We start from the raw sequence: 18,122 nt of genomic DNA on the forward strand, positions 1-18,122 counted from the left end.
CCGCAGATCAACGCAGCGGCAACGTGCCGGTGAATGTACCGTCATTACCGCTGTTGCCGTTCAAGCGATTGTTGCCATAGGAATAAATGACACCGCCGCCTGACGCATTCACGCCGCCGCCATTGTTGTTGATGTTGGAATTGTTGACCAATATACCGGCCAGCGTGCCGGCTGCGGTTATGCCGAAGGTTTGACTACCCGCGACCACGACGCCGTCGAGCGAAATAGTCGAAAAGGCGGCGGTCCCGTTGCTGGTGCGGACACCCGTCTGTCCGCTGTTGGTGATATTGGTATCCTTCAGGGCGATGAAGATCGAACCGGTGGTGCTGCTGCCGACCGCCAGAATGCCAAAGCTGGCGTTGCTGAACTGGCTGCGCGATACGTTGGCGCGAACCGAAGCCGCGCCCGTCGGGAAAACGTTGATCGCCCCGTATCCTCCGACGTTGCCGACATTTAAGATCGTGGTGTTGTCGACCGTGAGCTTGGAACTGGCTGCAGGCGAGAAATCGATCCCGGCCCGGGCAAAGTTGCGGATCACCGTGTTGCGCACGATCAGCGAGCCGCCGGCAATAAAATCGATACCGTTAAGGCCGACGCCAGCACCGTCGATTTCGAGGCCATCGATGATGACCACGTCGCTTGCCCCGGCATTGATGATGATGCCCGCCGTACCTGTAGACAAGATGCCGCCGTTGCCGAGTCCGGTGCAATAGATCGTGATTGATTTGGTGATGGTGACGGCGCCGAACCCACCGGGATCAAGGCAGTTGATCTCGCCGCTGACGGCAGTATTGCTGATTGCGCCTGCGAAGGTCTTGCACGGTGCCGTGCGGCTGCATGGGTTCGCATCGTCACCGACGCCCGACACCCAGGTTCGGGTAGCCTGCGCAGAAGCGGGTGCCGCGGCGGCGATGCTCGCCAGGAGGAGCGCCATACCCAGCGCCAGCCAACGAGATAAGCGATTACCCAGAATAGCCATGGTACCCCCCAGAAGAGTCGTGTGTTGACCATAGGTCTCATAGATCCAACAAAGTGGCAACTCTTGATTGATGCATGCCGTGCCAGTGAAATTCCGGAACAACGGTGAGAGCTTCCATTGGGTAAATAGGGGTCCGGTCTTTGTCAGGATGTGGTTGCTGACACCAATCTCGGGTGTCTAGGTGGCGCCGCACGTACTCCACCCGGGAAATACCTTGCTTGTTCCGGAGGACGATGGACGTTTGACGTCTCCGGGGGGGCCATCGTGAACTCGTTTTCGTGAGTCGCAAACCACAAGGAAAGTCACGATGAGCGAGCGGCGTCACGCCACGCGACTTGGCAGCGCCCCGCGACGATCGCGTTAGAATTACTCCGCGGGTTCCGGTGACAGACCACTCAATTGACCGAAGCGCGCGGTCGTGCTTGCACGCTCTTAGATACCTGCGCCGCCACCGGCATTCGCAGCCGCGCGCCGATCGCCCAAAGTCCGCGCGATCAGCACCGCCAGCACCGGAATGAGCACCGCGTAGATATATTGCGTCCGCGAGACCCCGATGCCGAACGGAAACCAGATGCCCGGCACGCCGATCGGGTCCAGCAACTCGCCGCCGAAGAAGGCGAGGGTGGTCAATGCCAGAGCGATGATGGCGTGACTCCGCATCGGCCCGCGCAGGGCGATGCGCGCGCCGATGACGACGAAGAGCGCGATCGATCCGAGGCGGCTGGCGCTTGTCACGCTCGTCGCGTGCGTCACGGCAGCGACGATCTGGGCGGCCGCGAGCGCGAGCGCCGTCACATCGATGATGCGCCATGGACGCTCGCACCAGCGATTCCACGCCAGCGCCCAGGCGGCCACCGTCGGTATCCACATGAACGTCGCCAGCCACGCGTAGGTGGGCAGGTCCATCAGGTCGGTCCAGGCAGTGATCGCGTTATTGAGGCGGCGGACCCCCGCCAGTGCAAGCGCGATGGCGGCAAAGATCAGGAAACCCCGGAAACTGCTGCGCGTCCGGCACCAGAGCGCCAGAGCGGCGAGCAGGAACATCGCCAGCGGCTCGATCGCGTCGACGATATAACCGGCGATCGTCCGCTCCCATTGCGCGCGGTGAAGCCCGTCGCTGACCGGTCGGGGCGCGAGGATGGGCGGGCTGTGCAGGCCGCCGGCTTCGGCACTGGGCGTGGAGCCGGGCAGCATGAGGGTGCGGACGGCGAGTACGCCGCGCGTGCCTGCCGCATCGGCCGGAAGGGCAAAGCGCATCGGTCGCGTGCCGACGACCCTCGGAGGCGGGCCGAGCCTGCCCGAGCCGCCCAGCAGCTTGCCGTTCCAATAAAGTTCGTATCCGTCCTCGACGAGCGTCGGCCCGAGCATGTCCCATGAGGCGCGCCCGGCCGGCACCGTCACCACGCGCCGGTACCAGGCGTAGCCGGTATAGCCCGGATGGCCGTGCGCCATCCAGCCGCCGACATAGTCGGGCAGGCCGACATCGCCGTCATGGCTGCCGGGCGTGGCGGTCAGGTCGATCGTTTCCCAATCGCTGTCGTCCGTTTTGGCGTCTGCCCAGTGCGGATCGCCACCGATGTGGAATCGCCAGGAGCCGTCGAGCAGCGTTGCCGCAGCGCGCAGCGACGGCGGATCGGGCCGGCCGCCGCGCGCCAGATCGGCGATCACGACGGCCCAGGCCAGCAGGGTCGCCAGGGCGATCCAGACGAACAGCGTGCGTCGCGTGGCGTCGATCGGTCTTTGCATGGCGCGGGCAGGTTAGGGCCGGAACGGCCGGAGACGCAACCGGTGCGGGACGAGCGGACCGTTTGGGCATTCGAGCGTCGGGCACGCCTGTCCCAGCTACCCCATCGAAGGGACCGCCACCGAGTTCGGTGGCGTCAAAGCGCTTCGTATCGACCTGTGCCGGCAGTAGAACCGATTGCTTACCGGCAGATGAGTCGTCGGGTAGGGCGATCATGTCGGTACGGGGGCGAGCATGCGGACAATCGGAACGGCAACGTTATTCGCGATCGTGACGCTGGCAAGTGCCTCCGCGACCGCTGCAAAGGCCCAAACCCTGCGCGACGAAACGATCGCCACGATCAAGGCCGCGTTGCCGAGCGCTGAAATAACGACGCCCGACCCGCTGACCATCAAGATCAAACCGCCCGCCGGCGAAGAGATGCAGATCAACCTCGATCGCATCCAGCACTTTTGCGACATCAACAGCGCTGCGGACTGCGCGATGGAGAAACAGCATTTCCTGGGCGGGATCGCCGAGGCCCTGACGATGGAGGAGGCGATCAAGCCGGCGCAGCTCCGGTTGCTCATTCGCTCCAGTGACTATGCCGCGGCCTATGCCAGGGAAATCGGCGATGCCGCAGAAGGGACCAGCGGCAAGGCGGACCCACCTATTGCCAGACCCTTTGCCGAGGGCGTCTCGGTGATTCTCGGCGCGGATTACCCGAATACGACCAAGATCTCCGGTCATGCCCAGTTGAAGGAACTTGGGCTCGGCGAGGACGACGCCATCGCCCTGGCCACGCGACAGGTGCTGGCAACCCTGCCCAAGCTGCCCGAGCCCGGCGAGGTCGAGGGCAAGCTGCTGGTGGTGGCGGGAATCGACTATGGGGCGAGCATGATGCTCGAACCCGAGCGGTGGCGGGCGCTGGCGCTTGCCACCGGCGGACGGCTGTTCGTCGCCATTCCGTCCGACGACAATGTGCTGATCGGCACCGTCGCGCCGGGCAAGGACCTGCGGAAGATCGAAAAATTGGTGGCGGAGAGCTTCGCCACGGCGGGGCGGGGGATATCGCCCTATGTGTACCGGTGGTCGCCGCAGGGGTGGGTGGTGGCAAAGTAAGGGGTAATTTTACGCGTAGCGCCGGCGTGTCAGGCCTGTTGGAAGCGCGTCAGATGGGAAGCCGTGACGCGCCTGCTTCCGGCAACCGCCGGTATCCACCCCGCTCGCGGGAGCACCGGCGGATGACAGGCGGATGGGGTGCGGCTAGTGTCCCGAACCGGCGGTTCGTTTACCTGCCGTCATGCTGAACGCGTTTCAGCATCCAACGCTCCACAAGCGGCGGCATTGGTCGTTGCGCCTTGGATGCTGAAACCAGTTCAGCATGACGGACTTACATATGTATCGAACGGCCTTCGGATTCAGGACATCAGGATCGTTTATGCCCAGCCGTTCCCGACGCCCGGCCCTGCGCCGCCTGCTTCCCGCTTTGCCGCTCGCGCTGGCCTCGACGCCGGCGCGCGCGCAGCAGGAGGACGAGCAGGTCTGGCTGCAGGTCAACACCAATGTGCCGCTCGCGAACCGGGTGCGCGTCACGCTCGAGCAGATCGCGCGGTTCAGCGACCGGCAGGATGGGTTGTACCAGACCGAATTCGGCGCCCTGCTCGGCTATCGCGTGTCGAAGAAGATCGAGCTGGGGTTCGGCTATCGCTGGGTCGGGGCGCATAACGGCAATAGCGGTGCTGACGAGAACCGGTTGCGCCAGCAGATGGTGGGGACGTTCGGGCCGGTCACCACGCGTTTCCGCGTCGACGAGCGGTTCAACCCGCGGGGTAGCGAGGTGGGTTTCCGCATCCGTCCGCTGATCCGCTACAATCACGAGGTCGGCGACAAGGGCGTCGCGCTGTTCGCCAGCCATGAGAGCTTCTTCCTGCCCAACAGCACCAGCTGGGGGCAGCGCAGCGGTTATGAGCGGATGCGCAATATCGTGGGGGTCACCCTGCCGCTGGGGCGGGCGGTGACGACCGATATCGGGTATCTCAACCAATATCGTCCGGGCCGCAGCGGCGCCCGCGCGCAGATGGACCATGCGCTGAACCTGCAGCTGACGATCAACCTGCGCGGTTTTGCCGGGGCGCACATCAACGACTGACGGGCGCGCGCGACATTATTTCGGCCGACGTGACGCTTGTGGAGCGTTGGGTGCTGAAACGAGTTCAGCATGACGGCAGTTTTGTAGTGGAAGACCTTCAGTTCCAGGCCGCTAACGGCTAGGGGCATGTGCCTGTGTTCGCGTCCAATCCCCTTCAGGACATTCCGCCGCATCGCCGGGTGGCGCGGTTTTTCGGCGAGGCGGTCGTCGAGCGGCTGCTCGCGCATGTCGCGGCGCGGGAAGGCGATTTCGAGACGACCCGGCTGAGCGAGCAACGCGTCGACCGGTCGATCCGCGCGTCGCGCCTGTTGCGCGATTTCGGCGATCTCCGGGCCGAGGTGGAGGCGCGTTTCCGGGGCCTCCTGGAAGAGGCGGTGCGCGACCTGGCCTTGCCGCCGATCCGGCTGGATTCGCTGGAGCTGGAGCTGGTGCAGCATGGCGACGGCGCCTTTTACCGCGAGCATATCGACACCGCGACCGACCGGCCCGGATCGGCGACGGCACGCGTGCTGGCGGCGGTCCATTATTTCCACCGCCGGCCACAGGGCTTTTCGGGCGGCGCGCTGCGGCTGCATGCCATGGCGCCGGGCCCGGACGGGCGGCGCGCCTTTGCCGATATCGCGCCCGATCGCGACCTGCTGCTGCTGTTTCCGGCCTGGGCACCGCATGAGGTGCGGCCGGTATCCTGCCCGTCCGGCGCGTTCCTCGACAGCCGTTTCGCGATCAATTGCTGGTATCGCCATCGCTGGGAGAATGGTCGCTGACGCGCAGGTCGCCTGACCCGTCGCGCGTCGTGTCGCCCGAAAAATCCGTGCCTTGGGTTGCCATCGCGGGAGAAGTATTTGATTGCGCGGGACAAGCCCCGTCGCGGGTTGTTCCTGTACCCCGACGAGCGAGGTCCCGATCCAGATGTCCGATGTTCTGAAGCTCACCGACCGGGTGGCGCAGGGGCGCAAGCAGCTGGCGACCGAGGCGGGCGGCACCATCCTGATGATGAGCGTCGACAATGGCGTCTATTGCGGGCTCGACGCGATCGGCAGCGACATCTGGCGCCGTCTCGACCAGCCCATGACGATCGACGCGCTGTGCGACGCGCTGGCCGCCGATTATCGCGCCGATCGCGCCCTGATCGCCGCCGATGTCCTCGAATTGCTGTCGTCGCTGCACGCCCGGGGGCTGATCGATGTCGTCTGACGTCGGGGCGATGCCGGCCGACAGGTTCCTGTGCGGCTGGCGCGTGCGCACCCGCATCGCCATGCCCGAGCTCGCGCCCTGGACGGGAGACGATCGCCAGCCCGACCTGCTGATCCATAGCGGGACGATCCCGCCGCGGCTGGCGGAGGCTGAGGACGTCTCGCCCCTGCTGCAGGTCAATGCCGAGCGGCAGGCGCGCCTCTCGATCGAGGGAGTCGCGACCTATTGGCTGCGCAGCGATCATGAGATCGTGATCGATCCCGACATCGACGTGGACAGCCCCGATGTGCGGACCTTTCTGTTCGGCACGATGCTGGGTCTGTTGTGCCACCGCCGCGGCCTGTTCCCGCTGCACGCGTCGTGCGTGGTCGTCGCGGGCAGGGCGATCGCGATCTCGGGCGTCTCCGGCGCGGGCAAATCGACGCTTGCCGCCGCCCTGGTCCGGCGCGGGCACCGGCTCGTCTCCGACGATGTCTGCGCGATCGATGCCGGCGCGGCGGGCGGGCCGGTGGTGCGCCCCGCCTTTCCGCGCGTGAAATTGTGGCAGGATTCGCTCGAGGCGATGCGCGTCGCCGCCGACGGGCTCCACGCCAACCGCTTCGGGCAGAACAAATATTATCTGCGGTTCAGCGATCCGGCGGACTTCCAGGCGACCCCGGTCCCGCTGGAATCGGTCTATCTGCTCCAGACGCTCGCCGCGCCGATCGCCGGCCGGGCGGAGATCATGCGCCTGGCGGTCCCGCAAGCGGCGATGGCGCTGCACGAACAGGTCTATCGCAAGCGGACGGCGCTGCGCTGGGGGCGCGCGGCCGAGCTGTTCACCGCGGTCGGGCAGATCGTCGGCGCGACCGCCGTCCACCGCCTGACGCGCGGCCCCGATCTGACTGGGCTCGACCCGCTGGTGCGGCGGATCGAGGCGCATGTCGCGGCATGAGCGGGGTCGGCCTGATCGCGTCCTATCCGCGATCGGGCAATACCTGGGTGCGCGCGGTGCTGACGGCGCTGGTGCGCGGGGACGACGCGCTCGATCTCAACGCCCTTGAAGGCCCGATCGCGGCCGACCGCGCGTTCATCGACGATGCGCTGGAGATCGAGACCTCGGACCTGCTTCCCGACGAGGAACGGCGTCTGCGCCCAATCGCGTACCGGGCCGGGCTTCCCGCGGGCAGGCGCGCCTTTCCGATCAAGACTCACGACGCCTGGCTGCCGGCGGCGGGCGCGGCGGAACCGCCCTTTCCCCGCGAGCGGATCGACCGGGTCGTCCTGATCGTGCGCGATCCGCGCGACGTGGTGGTGTCGTTCGCGCGCTATTTCGGGTTCACGATCGACGAGGCGATCGATGCGATGGCTCATCCGCGCTTTTCGCTCGGCACGAGCAGGACGGGACTGCGGCCGCAGGTCTCGCAGCTCGTGTCGAGCTGGAGCGGGCACGCGGCGAGCTGGCTCGGTTCCGGCCTGCCGCTCACGCTCATCCGCTATGAGGATCTGGTCGCCGCGCCGGTTAAGGGGTTCGCGGCGATTGCCGGGGCGTTCGGCCATGCGGCCGACCCGGCGCGTCTGGCGGGGGCGATCGACGCGGCCAGGCTCGACCGGCTCGCCGCCGCCGAGGCGCGCATGGGGTTTCGCGAATCCTCGCCGCATGCGCCCAACCGCTTCTTCGGCCCGGGCACGCCGGGCGGGTGGTCCGGCACGCTGACCCCCGCCCAGGCGGCGCGGATCGTCCGTGATCACGGCGCGATGATGCGCGAATTGCGGTTTATCCATTGAAAACGGGCGTTAACGCCGCGGACACGGCTGTACAGCATGCGACACGTCCGCTACCGGTGACGAGCATCGGAAGATACAGGGGTAAAGCGTGCAGAAACCTCAAGAAGCAGCAGAGACGAAGCCCGCTGCGGCGGAAGCCCCACTCAGCGACTGGCACAAGCCCGTCGCCACCTTCGTTGAGGCCAGCAGCGCCGAAAACGCCCCAGGTTCCACCCCGGACGCGGGCGTGGATTACTCCTGATCCGGATCAGTCGTTTCCGCCTTCGAATTGGCGCAGGAAACGGCCCGTCGCCACGCCGCGCATGAGCGCCAGCCGGTAGCTGCGCATGACGTGCAGGCTATGCCAGCCAGTCTCGGGCCAGCTGTCCAGCAGGCCGCGCAGGCGCGGCAGATCGAGACTGGCGCTGGCCAGCGGGCTGCGCTCCAGCCTGTCGAGTTCGGCCGCGATCTGAGCCCGTTCCGCATTGAGCGTCAGCGCCCAGTCGGCGCCCTGCAATCCCCGGCGGCGTTCGAGCCGGATCTGATCGGGCAGAATCCCCGCCATCGCGCGCCGGACGAGCGAGCGGCTTTCGCCGTGCAGCAGATATTGCTCGGGCGGGATGGCTAGGCAGAATTCGACGAGCCGGCGATCCGCCATCGGATCGCGCTGGACGAAGCCGAAGCGCCGCCGCTCCGCGCGGAACAGCATGCCCGGATCGACCCGGCCGAGCACGGCCATGCGCGCCGCCCGGCTGGTGGCGTCATGGCCGACATTGCCGGCGACCCTCTCGGCTTCGTCGAGTACGCCCAGATCGTCGGCGAAGCTGGTGCGCAGCGCCGAGAAATCGCGCAGCCGCTCCTCCGGCCGGCCGATCAGCCGCCGGGTTCGCTGGCGCAGCCGCCGGGGCAGCGCGGGCAGGATCACGCGACCGGCGAGCGTGCGCCAGCCATGGCCGGCGCGGTGCAGCGCTGCCATGTGCCGCCCGAGCGCGATCCACCGGCCGCGCCGCGCGAGATCCGTGAGCGATCCGAAGCCGTCATAGCTGATCGACATATTGCCCTTGCCGGCGCTCAGCATCACGGTGACGCCGCGCTGCTTTGCCGCATGGCCGATCGCTTCGACCCAGGCCTGGTTGACCGGCACCAGCGGCGGCATGCCCGCGGTGCCGGAGACGCGATCGAAGGTGTCGAACAGCGGTCCGGTCCGGTTGGGCACCAGGACATGATCGATATTGGGACAGGCCCGGGCGAGGCGCGCCGCGAGCGGCCCTTCGTTCCAGAGGTGATCGCGATCGGAGCCGCCGTCGAATCCGGCAACGGGCACCGCGGTGAAGCTGGTCAGCCTGAGTCCCCGTTCGGCCAGCTGGCGCGCTGCGAGCGCGGTGACGCTCGAACTGTCGAGGCCCGCGCTCAACTGACTGCCCACCGTGTCGACCCCGGCGATCCGGCACCGGATCGCCTCGTCCAGCAGCGCGCGGGCGGCTTCGGCATAATCGGCATCGCGCGCCAGCCTGACGGGCGGCAGTTCCTCCGGCTTCCACGTCCGGACCTGCCGGACCGCAACCTCGTCGAGGATCGCGACATGGCCGGGCAGCACGCGATCGATGCCGCGATAGGCGGTGCCGGGCTCGTCCTGCGGCAGCAGCGCCAGCCAGCGCGCGACCCAGCGCCGGTCGATCTCCCGCGCCACCTCGGGTAGCGCCAGCAGGCCCTGCGGTTCGGTCGCGAACAGGATGGAACGCCCGTCGCGCCAGAAATGCAGCGGCTCCGCGCCGAACGGATCGCGCGCGAGCAGCAGGCGCCGCGTCGCGCCGTCCCAGATCGCGCAGGCGAAATCGCCGATCAGCTGTGCCGGAAAGTCAGCGCCCCAGCGCCGATAGGCCTGGATCGCGATCGCGGCGGCGGCGCGGCCCTGGAGACCATCCGCCTGATCGAGACGGCCCTGGAAGAGCGCGACGACAGGGCCCTCGACCGCGATCTCGCCATCGTCACACGCGCCGAGAAGGATATCGGTCTCGCGGTGGAGACGGGGTTTGCCGGGGCCCAGCGCCATTGCCCGAAGCGACCGGGCGATATCGGGCATGTCGCCGACGAAATGGAGTGCGCCGGCAATCGTCACGACAAAGCCTCTGGATGAGCGGCCGCGGCTAGCATGGCGGCCCGGGCCGGTCACTAAAGATTGCGCGGCGCGATCAGGCGGCGGTGACGAAGCCCGCGACCGCCAGCCCCGAGCCCAGCAGCAGTGCCGCCGCGAGCGACCGGCTGAGCAGCTTCTCCAGCTTCCCCGGCGCGGGCATGAACCAGGCCGAGACGAGCAGCGCGGCGGTGGCGAGCCAATAGGTCGCGACGAGCGGCACGCCGTTGCCGGCGAGCTTGCGCAGGATGAAGGTGGCGGTGAGGATCAGCGGCGAGCCCCAGACCACGGCATCCCACATCGTGCGCAGGCGCGGTTCGTCGATGCCGCGGCGGCGGCGCTTGCCGAGCCAGATATAGCTGCCGGTCGCGCAGATGCCGGTCAGGGCGAGGCCGAGGATGAAATAGACGATCTTGACCGGCAGGCCGCCGAAATTGCCGAAATGGAGATTATAGGTCGACGCCGAGGCCTGCTGGCCGAGCGCGCCGTCGGACAGGCCCGCGGTGCCGAGGAAGCGGCCGTGCCCGTCGAAGTTGTAATATTCGCCGAAGACCAGCCGGCGCTCGGGCGTGCCGAGGATCTGGATATGCTGACCCGCGGTCATCGGATCGTGCAGGGTGACATAGGTGAGGCGCAGACCGGGATGATGCGTCTTCATATAGCCGAGCGCGGTCGCGACATCGGGCACGGGCGCGGCCTTCTTGTCGGGCTTGCCTTCGGCGCCGAAGATCGGGGCGTAGACGGCGAGGAGATCGCCGCGATAGCTGAGCTGCGCCACGCCATAAGCGGTGACGCTGGCCAGGCCGATCAGCGCGCCGGTGAGCGCGATCGCGACGGTGAAGGGCAGAGTCCAGACGCTCAGCCGGTTGTGCCAGTCGGCGAGGCCGAGGCCGTTCGCGTCGCGGGCGCGCAGGCGAAAGGCGTCGCGGAAGATGCGCGGATGGGCGATCACGCCGGACAGCGCCAGCGCGAGCATCATCACGCCGAGGATGCCGACGATGGTGATGCCGATGACGCCGGGAATGTTGAGGATATAGTGGAGCTCGACGAGGAAATCGGACCAGGCGATCTCCTCCTTGCCCGCGACCTTGCCATTGGCATCGAGATGCACGGCCTGGCTGTCGGTGGTGATGGTGGCACGGGGCAGGGATTCGACCGGCAGATGGACATAGAGATGCGTGGTGCGGGGCTTGCCCGCTTCGCTCGCCAGCACTGCCGCGACGCCGCGCTGGACGGCGTGGGGATCGATCGCGGCCATTTCCGGCGCGTTGGGCTGCTCGATGCGCTGCCATTCCTCGTAGAAGACGGCGACGGTGCCGGTGAGGCTGACGATATAGAGCAGCATGCCGGCGAGCAGGCCGATCGCGGCATGCGCCGACAGGGCGCGCTTGACCGTGGAGCTTTCGGGGGCGACCGTCATGTCGCCACTCCGGCGACGACGGCCAGCAGGCCGGGGACGGCGCACAGCGCAAGCAGACGCCATTGCCGGGCGCGGCGCTCCTCCATCAGCAGCGCGAAGGCGAGCAGGGTCCAGGCAAGCGGCATGACGAAGAAGCTCGCGACATTGGCATTGGCGTCGCCCGCGCCGGACCAGGCGATAAGCCCACGCGCCGCGACGGCGAGGCCGACCGAGACGATCATCGCGACGAGGACGACGATCGCGAAGGTGCCGATCCGGCGCCCGATCCGCCAGGGCTCGCCGCCTTCGGGCAGCGCGCCGGCGCGGCGGTTGGAGGCTTTGGCGGTTGTGGCCGGCGCAGTGGCGGCTGCGTAGGCGAGGAACAGCAAAGCCGCGCTCATGCCGAACAGCGACGCGACGGCCGCGCCCCAGGCGCCGGCGCTGAGCCAGCCCAGCACCGCGCCGAGCGCGAACAGGCCCCAGCCCAGGCTGTTCCAGGCGCGCGAGCGCCGGGGCAGGGACCATGCGAAGCGCAGCGTGGCGCTGCCGCCCGCCGCGCTGGCACTCGCCGCGATGAGGAGCGCGTCGGTCATCAGAAGCGGTAGGTTGCGCCGAGGGTGAAGCTGCGCGGCGCGCCATAGCGATACTGGCTGTAGAAGCCGATCTGACTGTAATAGGTCTTGTCGAGCAGGTTCTCGATATTGGCCTGGAGCTGCAGCTTCTCGGTGAGCGCGTAGCGCGCCATCAGGCTGACCAGCGCATAGCCGTCCTGCTGGAAGCGGAAGGCCGCGTTGGTGACCGGGTTGGCGCCGGTCGAATAGGCCTTGCTGCGATAATTGACGCCGCCGCCGACCGTCAGGCCACTCAGCGCGCCTGGCAGGGTGTAGGTGGTGAACAGCTTGACCAGGGTGCGTGGCTGATCGGTGTTGATCGGGCCGCCATTCTCGTCCTCGATCTTGAAATGGCTGAGGCCGAAATTGACGTTCCAGCCGGGTAGCGGCTTGCCGGTGACTTCGAGTTCGAAGCCCTGGCTGACCGTATTGTCGGCGGCGCGATATTGGCTCACCGGCAGCCCACCGCCGGGCGGTATGACGGGGTCGCCCGGGAGCAGCACCGCCAGATTGTCCTGCTCGATGCGGAACAGCGCGAGCGAGGTTTGCAGCGCTTCGTTGAAGAAGGCGCTCTTCAGGCCGATTTCATAGGCCTTGCCGTCGAGCGGGGCGAGCTGGCGGAAACTGGTGTCCACGGCGTTCTGCGGCTGGAAGATCTTGGTGTAGCTCGCATAGAGCCGGTGGTTCGAAGTCACGTCATAGAGCGCGCCGACATAGGGGATGAAGACATTGTCGTCACCGTAATTGCTGGTGATGCCGAAGGAGAAGCCGGTCTGTTTCCAGCTCGACAGGCGGCCGCCGCCGATCAGCTTGAGCCGCTCGCTGACGTTGAGGCGCAGCGCGCCATAATAGCCGGTCTGCTCGACGCGTTCCTTGACGTCCAGCGAGCCGGTGGTCGAGAAACCGGGATAAGGATAGGCGCTGCCGCCGAGCGTGGCGAAATCCGTGCCGGGCAGGAAGGCGAGCGCCGAATAGGTCGTGTCGTCGCGGTTCTGCACGCTGTGCAGCGCGCCCAGCACCAGCTCATGATCGCGGCCGAACAGGCTGATCCGGCCCTTCACCTGCGCGTCGAAGCTGTTCTGGATGCTCTTGCCCTTGTCCTTGTAGGGATAGCCGTATTGGATATCGCCGGTCGCCTTGTCGACCAGGCCGGAGAGGTAGAGCAGCTCGGTGGACTGCGAATTCTTGATCCGGTTGTAATTGGCGGTGACGCTCCAGCCGCCGCCGAAATCATGGCTCAGGGTGGCGAAGATGTTCTGGTTGACGGTGTCCCAGAAGGTCCAGGGCGCCGCGGGCGTATGCGAGCGCGGCCATACCGCGAAGCTGCCATCGGTGTAGAAGCTGGGCAGGGCGCCCCAGGTCGGCGCATCCGGCCGGCCTTCCTGGTGGCTGATGCCGGCGCGCAGCAAGGTGTTGTCGGTGATGTCGGCATCGACCACGCCGTAGAGGACGAATTTCTGGTTCTTGTAGAGATCGATATAGCTTTCGCCCTCTTCGTAGCGGCCGACCGCGCGGACGCGGATGCGGCCGTCCGAAGTGAGCGCGCCGCCGACATCGCCCGAGACGCGCCAGGTATTCCAGCTGCCATAGCTGGCATTGGCATAGCCGGTCCAATCGGTGCCGTCGGCATGCTTGCGGACCAGGTTGACCGAGGCGGACGGGTCGCCCGCGCCGCTGAGCAGCCCGGTCGCGCCGCGGACGATCTCGACGCGGTCGTAGATCGACACATCGGCCATGGTCTCGCCCGCGCCACCGGCGAGCGTCCAGGCGGTCGGCACGCCATCGACCTGATAGTTCCGGATCTCGAAGCCGCGCGCGTAGAAGCTGTTGCGGACATCGTCGACTTCATTGACCGTCACGCCGACGCCGTTCTGGATCACGTCGGCGACGGTGGTCAGATTCTGGTCGAGGATGCGCTGCGCGGTGATGATGCTGACCGATTGCGGCGTCTCCCGCACCGTCAGGCCGAGGCCGGTCGCCGTGTCGATCTTGTCGGGCAGCGTATAGGTGCCGGTGACGACGATATCGTCGCCTGACTCCACCTTTTCCTCCGCGGTCTGCGCGGCCGCCGGAAAGGCCAGTGCGAGCAAGGAGCCGCCGAGAAGCAGTGATGCGGTGCGTGTCAAACCATGTCCCCAATATATGCGCGCGAACCCGGCGCGGCGCCGCGGTTCGTTCGACCCTCGAATCACGGAGTTGCTAGTGCAACTGAGAAGCGGTCGCAATAACAATCGTGCCGGTGCGGGAGGTGGCTGCGATCGCGATAATAAGGGGACCGTCGCCGCGCGCCGGACAAAGCGTCACATATCTCGCATAAGGCTCGCCGGGCATTCGGGGAGACGGTGATGGCGATATGGCGGACCTTCATGACGGCCCTGGCCCTTTGCGCCGGTGCCGTCATCGCCAGCCCGGCGATGGCCCATGCTGCCACGGCGCCGACGATGGTCGCGACAAAGGCCGGCCGCGTCGAGGGTGTGGCGGTCGAGAACGGCATCCTCGCCTTCAAGGGCATTCCCTTCGCCCAGCCGCCGCTCGGCGCGTTGCGCTGGCGTGCGCCGCTGCCGGCGCTGCCGTGGCGGGGTGTGCGAAAGGCGGCCGCGCCCGGCCCCGCCTGTCCGCAGCACAATCCGGAAACGGGTGGCTATGGCCCCGATCCGGTGCAGAGCGAGGATTGCCTGACCCTCAATATCTGGAAGCCGCGCGCCGCCGCCGGTCCCCTTCCGGTGATGGTGTGGATCTATGGCGGGTCCTTCGTGCGCGGCGATGGCGCCAATGCCATGGTCGACGGCGCGAGGCTGGCCGGCAACGGCGTGATCGTGGTGACGTTCAACTACCGGCTCGGGCGGCTGGGATGGTTCGCTCATCCGGCATTGACCCGCGAGGCGGCCGTCACCGGCAATTTTGGGATGATGGACCAGATCGCCGCGCTGACGTGGGTGCGCGACAATATTGCCGCCTTTGGGGGCGATCCCGCCAATGTCACCATTTTTGGTGAATCCGCCGGCGCCATGTCGGTGAACCTGCTGATGGTCTCGCCGTCGGCGCGGGGCCTGTTCGCCAAGGCGATCACCCAGTCCGGGCTCGGGCGAATCGACGCCAAATCGCTCGCCGCCGCCGAAACGCAGGGCGACGCCTTTGCCAGGGCAACGGGCGCGGCGGACATGGCCGCGCTCCGCGCGCTGCCGCTCGAGACGATATTGGCAGGACAATCCGCGCCGACCGCGAGCGACGCCAGGCCGGGGCCGATCGTCGACGGCGTGCTGGTTCCGGGGAATGTCGACCGCGCCTTTGCCGAGGGCAGGCAGGCCCCGGTTCCCTGGCTGATCGGCTCCAACGATTATGAGGCTGATCTCTTCCCGGCGCTGCTCGAGCATCCGGACGTCACGGTCTTTCCGCTGATCCCCGAACCGGCGCGCCCGCTGGCGATGAGTCTGTTCGATCCGGGCAGGACCGGGGACGAAAAGGTCGTCGCCGCCAATCTGATGACCGATTATGTCTTCACCGAGCCGGCCCGCTTTCTCGCCGCCGCGCAGGCGCGGCTGGGCCAGCCGGTCTATCGCTATTTCTTCACCTATGTGCCGCACGATTATCGCAGCGCCACGCCGGGCGCGGGGCACGGCGCGGAGATCCAGTTCGTGTTCGGCAATCTGGGGACCTTCCCCTGGTCCAGCAGCACCTATGTGCCGTTCGACCGGCGCATCGCCGCGGACATGGGCCGGTACTGGACCAATTTCGCTAGGACCGGGAATCCCGGTGGGCAGGGCCTCGCGGCCTGGCCGATGGACCGGGGCGACCAGGTGCTGGTGGTCGACGCAGCGGGCGAGCATGCCGAAACAGGGCTGCGCAAGCCGCGCCTCGACCTGCTGGCGGCGGGCGCGAGCGTGAAATAGCGGCGTTCGGCGGAAAGCCCCCCTGCGAAAATCCGCTGACCGTCACATATCCATTACGGAGTCGTTCTATTGCGCCAGGAGCGGGCATGCCGCCGGCGATGATGGGTGATGTGAATGACCGCAGGATCATGACGACGACCATCGAGTCCGTGACGCTGAACAAGGTCGGCGCGCGCGTGATCCCCTTCCTTGCCCTGCTCTATTTCGCCGCGTTCATCGATCGTTCGAACGTCAGTTTCGCGGCCGAGGGCATGAACCGCGATCTGGGCTTCTCGGCCTATGTCTATGGGCTGGGCGCCGGCATATTCTTCATCGGCTATGTCCTGTTCGAGGTGCCCAGCAACCTGATCCTGCACCGGGTCGGGGCGCGACGCTGGATCGCCCGGATCGCGATCACCTGGGCGCTCGTCGCCGTCGCCATGGTCTTCGTGAAAAGCGCGACGAGCTTCTACATCGTCCGATTCCTGCTGGGCGTGGCGGAAGCGGGATTTTTCCCCGGCGTCATCTATTACCTCACGCAGTGGGTGCCAGCGTCGCAACGGGCGCGGCTGATCGGCCTGTTCATGACCGCTATTCCGATCTCGACCGCGCTGGGCGGGCCGATTTCCGGCGCCATCCTCAGCCTGGACGGCGCCTTTGGGCTGGCCGGATGGCAGTGGCTGTTCCTGCTGGAGACGATTCCGTCGCTGCTGCTGGGCGTCGCGACGCTTTTCTATCTGACGGACGCGCCGGCGCAGGCAACCTGGCTCAACGCCGAGGAGAAGGAATGGCTCGTCCGCACCCTCGCGGCCGAGGCATCCGAGCGTGAGGCGCGCTACGGCTCCGGCTTCCTGCGCATGCTGACCGACCCGCGCACGCTCCTTTTGTGCCTCGCCTATTTCGGGGTCGAGATCGGGCTGTACGGCGTCATCCTCTGGCTCCCCCAGATCTTTCGGTCGACCGGCATTCCCGTGTCGATGGTGGGTTATGCCGTGGCCATTCCCTATGGGCTCGCCGCGATCGGCATGGTGCTGTGGTGCCGTCATTCCGACCGGACCAACGAGCGGGTACTGCATATCGCGGCGGCGTCGGTCGTCGGTTTCCTCGGCCTCGCGGCAAGTGCCTTCCTTCCCGACGCGCCGCTCCTGTCGGTGGCGGCCATCACCGTCGGCGCCGTCGGCACGCTCGCGATCCTGCCGATTTTCTGGACCTTGCCAGCGGCGCGGCTGAGCGGCCCGGCGGCGGCGGGCGGTATCGCCCTGATCAACGCCGTCGGCAATATCGGCGGCTTTGCCGGCCCCTTCGTAATCGGCTGGATCAGGGACTCGACCGGGGACTTCACCTATGGCCTGCTGGTGGTCGCGGGCGGCGTGCTGCTGACCGGGATCGTCATATGGCTGATGGGCCATGATTCAGCGGCGGAACGGGCGGGCGCCGAGCCCGCCGCCGCCGCGGCATAGACAGGAGGCGAGATGAACTTCGACCCGGGCGAGATCGCCTATGTTCCGACCACGGGCGTCCGAAAGGTCCATGAGACGCCGCTGCTGATGGCCACCGACGAAAGCCTGCAGGGTTATGGCTGCCTGGTCGACGAGCCCGCAAGCTTTCCCATCGAGATCGTGCGCTGGCCGGCCCAGGGCTGGCGGCCGGTGGACGCGAATTCGGGCGACCAGGGCGGCGTCACCGAGGGACTGTTCGAATTCTGGTGGAAGGGCGAAACGCTCTACGCCCGCAACAATGCGGTGGGCGACAGCTATCTTTTCGGCTGGAGCAACTGGCCCGAAGAGGCGACGTCGGAGGGCACGGGCGGCGCGCGCGACCGGGCGCTCATCTGGCGCGCCAACTATCATCCCGATGGCGGGCAGCTTTTCTATCCCCTGAACGGACAGAGCTTCGTGGTGCCGCTTGCCCTGCCCGGCGACGATGTCACGCCGGACAAGTTCACCACCTTCCGCTCGGACGGGCGGGGCCTCTATATCCATCCGGGCGTCTGGCACGGCGCCTTCGTGCCGATCGACGATCATGGCGAATTCCTGGACCGCCAGGGCCGGGTCCATGCCCGTGTCTCGGTCGATTTCGTGAAGGAATTCGGTTGCTATCTGTCCGCTCCGCTGACGAGCCCGCGCTGACGGGCGGCCGCCGGAGGGGCGGTCAGGCCGAGCCGGGGATGTTCGCGGTGGCCGCACGAGGTGTGATGGTCGCATATGGATCGGCGAAGGTCATGGCGATCGAGCCCGAGGGTGTCGATCAATAGGCTCGCTGACCGTTTATCGGCCTTCGCTCGCCCCTGTGAACGACAGGCAAGCGACCATTTG

At 67.1% G+C, this 18,122-nt stretch carries 15 protein-coding genes; 9 read left to right on the forward strand and 6 right to left on the reverse strand.

Going from position 1 to position 18,122, the window contains the following annotated elements; all coding sequences use genetic code 11:
* Positions 1 to 7: 7 nt before the first annotated feature.
* Both ACZ1I2_RS10580 and ACZ1I2_RS10585 read right to left on the reverse strand, forming a co-directional pair.
* The gene (locus ACZ1I2_RS10580; RefSeq protein ID WP_465169737.1) at positions 8 to 979 is read right to left on the reverse strand and encodes a hypothetical protein; all 972 of its coding nucleotides are present in this window, start codon (positions 977 to 979) and stop codon (positions 8 to 10) included.
* A 432-nt stretch (positions 980 to 1,411) separates the two neighbouring features.
* Positions 1,412 to 2,725 carry a hypothetical protein gene (locus ACZ1I2_RS10585; protein WP_465174150.1) on the reverse strand — a complete coding sequence of 438 codons (1,314 nt, stop codon included), beginning with the start codon at positions 2,723 to 2,725 and terminating at the stop codon, positions 1,412 to 1,414.
* A 268-nt stretch (positions 2,726 to 2,993) separates the two neighbouring features.
* Between ACZ1I2_RS10585 and ACZ1I2_RS10590 the strand changes: the two genes are divergently transcribed.
* The 6 genes from ACZ1I2_RS10590 (at position 2,994) to ACZ1I2_RS10615 (ending at position 7,815) form a co-directional block, all read left to right on the forward strand.
* The gene (locus ACZ1I2_RS10590; RefSeq protein WP_465169735.1) at positions 2,994 to 3,824 is read left to right on the forward strand and encodes a DUF1444 domain-containing protein; all 831 of its coding nucleotides are present in this window, start codon (positions 2,994 to 2,996) and stop codon (positions 3,822 to 3,824) included.
* A gap of 319 nt (positions 3,825 to 4,143) precedes the next feature.
* Positions 4,144 to 4,854, forward strand: a complete 711-nt coding sequence (locus tag ACZ1I2_RS10595; protein ID WP_465169734.1) for a DUF2490 domain-containing protein — start codon at positions 4,144 to 4,146, stop codon at positions 4,852 to 4,854.
* 128 nt (positions 4,855 to 4,982) lie between these two features.
* Positions 4,983 to 5,618, forward strand: a complete 636-nt coding sequence (locus ACZ1I2_RS10600; protein WP_465181635.1) for a 2OG-Fe(II) oxygenase — start codon at positions 4,983 to 4,985, stop codon at positions 5,616 to 5,618.
* Positions 5,619 to 5,763: 145 nt separating this feature from the next.
* The gene (locus tag ACZ1I2_RS10605; RefSeq protein ID WP_465174148.1) at positions 5,764 to 6,048 is read left to right on the forward strand and encodes a PqqD family protein; all 285 of its coding nucleotides are present in this window, start codon (positions 5,764 to 5,766) and stop codon (positions 6,046 to 6,048) included.
* On the forward strand, positions 6,038 to 6,982 hold the full coding sequence (locus tag ACZ1I2_RS10610) for an HPr kinase/phosphorylase (protein ID WP_465174147.1): 945 nt from the start codon (positions 6,038 to 6,040) through the stop codon (positions 6,980 to 6,982). The genes ACZ1I2_RS10605 and ACZ1I2_RS10610 overlap by 11 nt, the downstream gene beginning before the upstream one ends.
* On the forward strand, positions 6,979 to 7,815 hold the full coding sequence (locus ACZ1I2_RS10615; protein ID WP_465174146.1) for a sulfotransferase domain-containing protein: 837 nt from the start codon (positions 6,979 to 6,981) through the stop codon (positions 7,813 to 7,815). The genes ACZ1I2_RS10610 and ACZ1I2_RS10615 overlap by 4 nt, the downstream gene beginning before the upstream one ends.
* Positions 7,816 to 8,062: 247 nt before the next feature.
* On the opposite strand, the gene ACZ1I2_RS10620 is transcribed toward ACZ1I2_RS10615, so the two are convergent.
* The 4 genes from ACZ1I2_RS10620 to ACZ1I2_RS10635 form a co-directional block, all read right to left on the reverse strand.
* Positions 8,063 to 9,913: an asparagine synthetase B family protein gene (locus ACZ1I2_RS10620; protein ID WP_465174145.1), complete on the reverse strand. Its 1,851-nt coding sequence runs from the start codon at positions 9,911 to 9,913 to the stop codon at positions 8,063 to 8,065.
* Between the two features lie 73 nt (positions 9,914 to 9,986).
* On the reverse strand, positions 9,987 to 11,348 hold the full coding sequence (locus ACZ1I2_RS10625; protein WP_465174144.1) for a PepSY-associated TM helix domain-containing protein: 1,362 nt from the start codon (positions 11,346 to 11,348) through the stop codon (positions 9,987 to 9,989).
* Positions 11,345 to 11,920 carry a hypothetical protein gene (locus ACZ1I2_RS10630; RefSeq protein WP_465174143.1) on the reverse strand — a complete coding sequence of 192 codons (576 nt, stop codon included), beginning with the start codon at positions 11,918 to 11,920 and terminating at the stop codon, positions 11,345 to 11,347. The genes ACZ1I2_RS10625 and ACZ1I2_RS10630 overlap by 4 nt, the downstream gene beginning before the upstream one ends.
* A complete protein-coding gene (locus tag ACZ1I2_RS10635; RefSeq protein WP_465174142.1) occupies positions 11,920 to 14,064 on the reverse strand; it encodes a TonB-dependent siderophore receptor in 2,145 nt (714 codons plus the stop codon). Before ACZ1I2_RS10635 ends, ACZ1I2_RS10630 begins: the two co-directional genes overlap by 1 nt.
* 219 nt (positions 14,065 to 14,283) lie before the next feature.
* Between ACZ1I2_RS10635 and ACZ1I2_RS10640 the strand changes: the two genes are divergently transcribed.
* The 3 genes from ACZ1I2_RS10640 to ACZ1I2_RS10650 all read left to right on the forward strand — a co-directional run bounded on the left by ACZ1I2_RS10640 (position 14,284) and on the right by ACZ1I2_RS10650 (position 17,936).
* Positions 14,284 to 15,828, forward strand: coding sequence for a carboxylesterase/lipase family protein (locus ACZ1I2_RS10640; protein WP_465181636.1), 1,545 nt, complete (start codon positions 14,284 to 14,286; stop codon positions 15,826 to 15,828).
* Positions 15,829 to 15,914: 86 nt separating this feature from the next.
* Positions 15,915 to 17,267, forward strand: coding sequence for an MFS transporter (locus ACZ1I2_RS10645; RefSeq protein ID WP_465174140.1), 1,353 nt, complete (start codon positions 15,915 to 15,917; stop codon positions 17,265 to 17,267).
* A 12-nt stretch (positions 17,268 to 17,279) separates the two neighbouring features.
* Positions 17,280 to 17,936: an ureidoglycolate lyase gene (locus ACZ1I2_RS10650; protein WP_465174139.1), complete on the forward strand. Its 657-nt coding sequence runs from the start codon at positions 17,280 to 17,282 to the stop codon at positions 17,934 to 17,936.
* Positions 17,937 to 18,122: the final 186 nt, after the last annotated feature.

This window comes from Sphingomonas sp. BL-S-29 (assembly GCF_055521495.1).